Genomic DNA, 5,214 nt, shown 5'->3' with positions numbered 1-5,214 from the left:
CGATGAGGCCGTCGACGCGGGCGGCCGGGCCCTGTTGCCCGGCTGGGTGGATTCGCACACCCACCTTATCTTCGCCGGCGACCGGACGGCCGAATTCGAGGCCCGGATGGCGGGGGAGAGCTACAGCGCCGGCGGGATCGCGGTGACCACCGGCGCCACCCGGACCACCAGCGACTTCGACCTCACCCGGCTGGCGATGGGCCGCGTGGCAGAGGCCGTCTCGCAGGGCACCACCTACCTCGAAACCAAAACCGGCTACGGCCTGGATGTTGAGAATGAGGCCCGCAGCGCCCGGATCGCCTCCACCGTCGTCGACGAGGTCACGTACCTCGGCGCGCACCTTGTGCCCGCGGGGATGGACGCCCAGGAGTACACGGACCTGGTGTGCGGCCCCATGCTCGCCGCCGTCCGGCCGTTTGTGCGCTGGGCCGACGTCTTCTGCGAGCGGGGCGCCTTCACCGAAGAGCAGTCCCGGCGTGTGCTCCAGGCCTGCCGGGACACCGGACTGGGCCTGCGGGTGCACGGCAACCAGCTCGGCGAGGGGCCCGGTGTGCAGCTCGCCGTGGAGTTCGGCGCCGCCAGCGTGGACCACGTCAACTACCTGTCCGCCGCCGACGTCGACGCCCTTGCGGCCAGCTGGTCCGGCTGGGACCCCGGCAGCAGCAGAGGCACGGGTGCCGGACGCGGCACGGTGGCCACGTGCCTGCCGGCCTGCGACCTGTCCACCCGCCAGCCGCTCGCACCGGGCCGGGACCTGCTCGACGCCGGCGTGCAGCTCGCGCTGGCGTCCAACTGCAACCCCGGCACCTCCTACACCAGCTCAATGGCCTTCTGCGTCACCACCGCCGTGCTGCAGATGCGGCTCAGCGTCCACGAGGCCGTCCGCGCCGCAACGTACGGCGGCGCCCTGGCCCTCGGCCGGGAGTCCGGAACCGACACCGACGGGGAACGCGCCGTCGGCTCGATCGCCGTCGGGCACCGCGCGGACCTCCACCTGCTCAACGCACCGTCCGCCACGCACCTGGCCTACCGGCCCGGCATTCCGCTGACCCATGCCGTCTGGCGGGCCGGCGTCCGCGCCCGCTGACGCCGGAATGAAGTGTGCCCGCTAGAAGAACATCGGCGGGGCATCCAGGACGGTCTCGTCGACGCGGCGGGCCTCCCACTGGCTGAACGGCTTGTCGAGCTCGTATTTGCCGTCCGCGGAGCGGTACAGGGTGCGGACCTCGGCGTTGTCCGGGTTGTTGAGTGACTCGAAGTACTCCACCGACCAGTGGAACCAGCGCATGCAAAACAACCGCATGGTCAGCCCGTGGGTCACGAACAGCGCATTCGGGGCGTAGCTCGGCTTCGACCAGTGGCGGTACAGGGTTTCCATAAAGGAGGAGATCCGGTCATAGACGTCGGAGCCGGACTCGCCTTCGCGGAAGCGGTAGAAGAAGTGGCCGTAGGCGTTGCGGAGTTCCTTCTGGTCCTCAATCTCGCCGGCGATCTGGAAGTTGGCCCAGTCCTGCTCGCGCAGCCGCGGCTCCTCGATCACCCGCTCCACCAGCGGGCCGAGATTGAGCGCCTCGAGGGTCTGGTAGGCACGCAGGTAGGGGGAAACATAGACACAGACCGGCTTGCCGNCCAGGAGCCGCCGGACCTGTTCGCCGGCCGCACGGGCCTGTTCGACGCCGAGGTCGGTGAGTGGGATCCGGTAATCGGGCACCCGGTTGTAGATCGAGGTGTCGGCATTGGCAGCGGACTGGCCATGCCGGATCATGATGATTTTCCCGGGCGCACTCATAAACCCCAAGCATAGGCCCGGGCGGGCGGCAGCCCCGGTAACGGTCGGTTTCAGGCAACTACCGGAAAGTACAGGCAAGATAGGAACATGTTGGTTCCCTCCCGCCGTCGGCTGCGGACAGAAGTGTGGATTGTCCTGGGTCTGTCACTGGGGCAGGCGGCCGTCTACTCGGTGGTGCAGCTGCTGGACAAAATGACGAAGGCGCCGCTGGCCCAGGGGACCTCCACCCTGAACCGTTCGCAAAGCCCCCGCGAGTACTTTGACCTCACCTACCAGCTGCTGGACATCTTCTTCGCCCTGGTGCCTGTGGCACTGGTGATCTACTTCCTCTCCGAGCACCGCACCGCGGCCGCGGCGTGCGGCAAGCTGGGCTTCAATTTCGCCCGGCCCGGCAAGGACCTGCTGCAGGGAGTGGGCCTCGCCGCGCTGATCGGCATCCCGTCGCTGGGCCTGTACGCCGCCGGCCGGGCGCTGGGGATCACGACGGCGATCATCCCCAGTGCGCTGGACTCCTACTGGTGGACGGTGCCCGTGCTGGTCCTCTCCGCGATCCGGCACGGGATCGTGGAGGAAGTGATTGTGGTGGGCTACCTGCTGGACCGGCTTCCCAAGCTGGGCTGGGCCATGCCCGCTGCCATCTTCGCCAGCTCCATGCTGCGCGGCAGCTACCACCTCTACCAAGGGTTCGGTCCGTTCATCGGCAATGCAGTCATGGGCCTGATTTTCGCGCTGGTCTATCTCCGGACCCGCCGCGTGATGCCGCTGGTGATCGCCCACGCAGTGCTGGACATCGTGGCGTTCGTCGGCTTCAGCCTCTTCGGCAAGGCCATCGGCCTGGGCTGAGCGTGCCCAAACCAACGCNGGCCGAAGTGTGGGGCGGTGTAGAACTCAGATGGTGACGGCTCCGGAGGCTGTCTCGAAGGTGACGGAGAGGATGCCGGGTGTCCCGCGGGGAGCGAGCCAGTTCACGGCCACGTCCTCCAGCGGCTTCTCGACCGGAACACCGAGCCATTCGGTGACGCGCTCCGCCGAGCCGGCGATCGTGAGGGCGGACATCTTGACATTGCTCTCGTAGGCCTTGGACGGGTGGAGCTCGGGATCGCCCTCCCACTTGAGCATGTAGGGGACCTGGGGATCGGCGATGAGTCCGAGGATGCCGATCTGCTGCCAGACCAGTTCGCGGCCGTCCGGGAACTTGCGGTTGCCATTGACGGCAGCGCGGCCCAGCCGCTCCTCGAACGGGGCGAGGTCGTCAACTTCGACGCACCAGCCCATCCAGCCGCCGCCTGCTTCGGAGCGGGCACGGACGGCCTGGCCGAAGGGCGCCTTGTCGGATGCGGGGTGGTTAAGCACCTCCACGACTTCGACGTATTTGTGTCCCGCGAGCGGGATAATCATGTTGCGGGTCCCGAATCGGGGGTGTACACCGCCCTTCACGGCTTCCACGCCGAGGGCAGACGCAATTCGTTCGGTGGTGGCAGCGAGGCCATCTTGTTCACAGGCGTAAGAGACGTGATCCATGCGCATGCCCTCATCTTGACACTTTGTGATGCGGCTCTCAGCTTAGGTTCCCCTAACCGTGATGGGATGTCCTCCCGGGAGGCTTCCCGCCCGGCATTTTCCCCGTCCCGGCGGGCCCAGGTCATGCGAAACCGGTGTGATGGCCGGTCAACTTCATGTTCGTCACAAAGCTATCCACAGCCCGGAACCGCTTCCTAGACTGGGGTCAGGTCATGAGTGCCAGCACACAGCCCCGGCTTGCTGGCCGGCAACCCTCGTATCGCGGTGGGGTGCCCCGGGTGAAGACCTGGCCGTCCGGCACCCGCCGGAGGGCAAGCGCGGCGCCAGTGTTGACCCGGGCCAAGGGGCTCCGGGGCTTCCTGTGCCCGGTCCCTTAAAGGAGTGTCCCGATGTCCAGTGCCTGGTCCTTCGAAACCCGACAGATCCACGCCGGCCAGGAGCCGGACAGCGCCACCGGTGCCCGGTCGCTGCCGATCTACCAGACGACGTCGTTCGTCTTCCCCAGCGCCGAAAGCGCCGCCAACCGCTTCGCCCTGGCCGAACTGGCTCCCATCTACACCCGGATCGGCAACCCCACCCAGGACGCCGTGGAGCAGCGGGTGGCCAGCCTGGAAGGCGGGCTCGCGGCACTGCTGCTGAGCTCCGGACAGGCCGCGGAGACCTTGGCGATCCTGAACGTCGCGGAGGCCGGCGACCACGTGGTGGCCAGCCCCAGCCTGTACGGCGGCACCTACAACCTGCTGGCGCACACGCTGAAGAAGTTCGGCATCTCCGTGACCTTCGTGGCAGACCCGGACAACCTGGCGCAGTGGCGGGATGCCGTTCAGCCCAATACCAAACTGTTCTTTGGCGAAGTGGTCTCCAACCCCCGCCAGGACGTGCTGGACATCGAGGGCATCTCGCAGGTGGCCCACGAGGCCGGCGTGCCGCTGATCGTGGACAACACCCTCTCCACACCGTTCCTCATCCGGCCGATTGAGTGGGGCGCGGACATCGTGGTGCACTCCGCCACCAAGTACCTCGGCGGCCATGGCACAGCCATCGCCGGCGTGATCGTGGATTCCGGCAACTTCGACTTCGGCAAGGACCCGGAACGCTTCCCCGGCTTCAACACCCCGGACCCCACGTACAACGGCCTGGTCTACGCCCGGGACCTGGGTGCGGACGGTGCCCTCGGCGCCAACCTCTCCTACATCCTCAAGGCGCGGGTCCAGCTGCTGCGCGACCTCGGTTCGGCGGTGTCGCCGTTCAACGCCTTCCTCATCGCCCAGGGCATCGAGACCCTGAGCCTGCGGATGGAGCGGCACGTCGCCAACGCCGTCAAGGTGGCCGAATGGCTCGAAACCAGGGACGACGTCGAGTCCGTCGCCTACGCGGGGCTGCCGTCCAGCCCCTGGTACGAGCGCGGCGGCAAGTACGGTCCCAAGGGGACCGGTGCCGTCGTTTCCTTCAACCTCGCCGGGGGAGCGGAGGCCGGCAAACGGTTTGTGGACGCCCTCGAATTGCACTCGCACGTGGCCAACATCGGGGACGTGCGCTCGCTGGTCATCCACCCGGCATCGACCACCCACAGCCAGCTCTCGCCGGAACAGCAGACGGTTGCCGGCGTCAACCCCGGCCTCGTGCGGCTTTCCGTGGGCCTGGAGCACATCGACGACATCCTCGCAGACCTGGACGCCGGATTCCGCGCGGCCAAAACCGCCTGACCAGCGCCTGGGCCCGGGCGTCCCGGCCGTGTGGCGCGGGCGCCGGGGCTCCGGCCTAAGGGGGATGGCGACGCCGGGAGTCATACGGGCGTCACAATCTTCGCCACCGGCCCGTTGCGTTTCGTAGACTCAGTGGAGGTCATGAGTGCCAGCGACAGCCCCGGCTTGCTGGCCGGCAACCCTCCTTTTGCGGCGGGG

The 5,214-nt window shown here is 67.8% G+C and carries 5 protein-coding genes and 2 riboswitches (1 of these 7 only partly in view); of the genes, 3 read left to right on the top strand and 2 right to left on the bottom strand.

Annotation, left to right across the window (positions count from 1 at the left end; translation table 11 throughout):
* A partial coding sequence (locus tag K789_RS0115005) for an amidohydrolase family protein (RefSeq protein ID WP_024367473.1) occupies positions 1–1,087 on the top strand: 1,087 nt, incomplete at its 5' end.
* Positions 1,088–1,108: 21 nt separating this feature from the next.
* On the opposite strand, the gene K789_RS0115000 is transcribed toward K789_RS0115005, so the two are convergent.
* Complete coding sequence (locus K789_RS0115000; protein ID WP_024367472.1) at positions 1,109–1,789, bottom strand: histidine phosphatase family protein; 681 nt, start codon at positions 1,787–1,789, stop codon at positions 1,109–1,111.
* Positions 1,790–1,876: 87 nt separating this feature from the next.
* Between K789_RS0115000 and K789_RS0114995 the strand changes: the two genes are divergently transcribed.
* Positions 1,877–2,632 (top strand): CPBP family intramembrane glutamic endopeptidase, encoded by a 756-nt coding sequence (locus tag K789_RS0114995; RefSeq protein ID WP_024367471.1) that lies wholly within the window; start codon positions 1,877–1,879, stop codon positions 2,630–2,632.
* Between the two features lie 45 nt (positions 2,633–2,677).
* Here the strand turns inward: K789_RS0114995 and K789_RS0114990 are convergent, their stop codons facing one another.
* A complete protein-coding gene (locus tag K789_RS0114990) occupies positions 2,678–3,316 on the bottom strand; it encodes a VOC family protein (RefSeq protein ID WP_024367470.1) in 639 nt (212 codons plus the stop codon).
* A 202-nt stretch (positions 3,317–3,518) separates the two neighbouring features.
* A riboswitch (SAM riboswitch) is annotated at positions 3,519–3,634 on the top strand.
* A gap of 65 nt (positions 3,635–3,699) precedes the next feature.
* On the opposite strand from K789_RS0114990, the gene K789_RS0114985 reads away from it, so the two are divergent.
* Positions 3,700–5,016 (top strand): bifunctional o-acetylhomoserine/o-acetylserine sulfhydrylase, encoded by a 1,317-nt coding sequence (locus tag K789_RS0114985; RefSeq protein WP_024367469.1) that lies wholly within the window; start codon positions 3,700–3,702, stop codon positions 5,014–5,016.
* A gap of 137 nt (positions 5,017–5,153) precedes the next feature.
* A riboswitch (SAM riboswitch) is annotated at positions 5,154–5,214 on the top strand (it continues 45 nt past the right edge of the window).

This window comes from Arthrobacter sp. TB 26 (assembly GCF_000427315.1).
Lineage (GTDB): Bacteria > Actinomycetota > Actinomycetes > Actinomycetales > Micrococcaceae > Arthrobacter.
The sequence above is the reverse complement of the archived record's forward strand: the minus strand, read 5'-3'. Positions and strand labels throughout refer to the sequence as shown.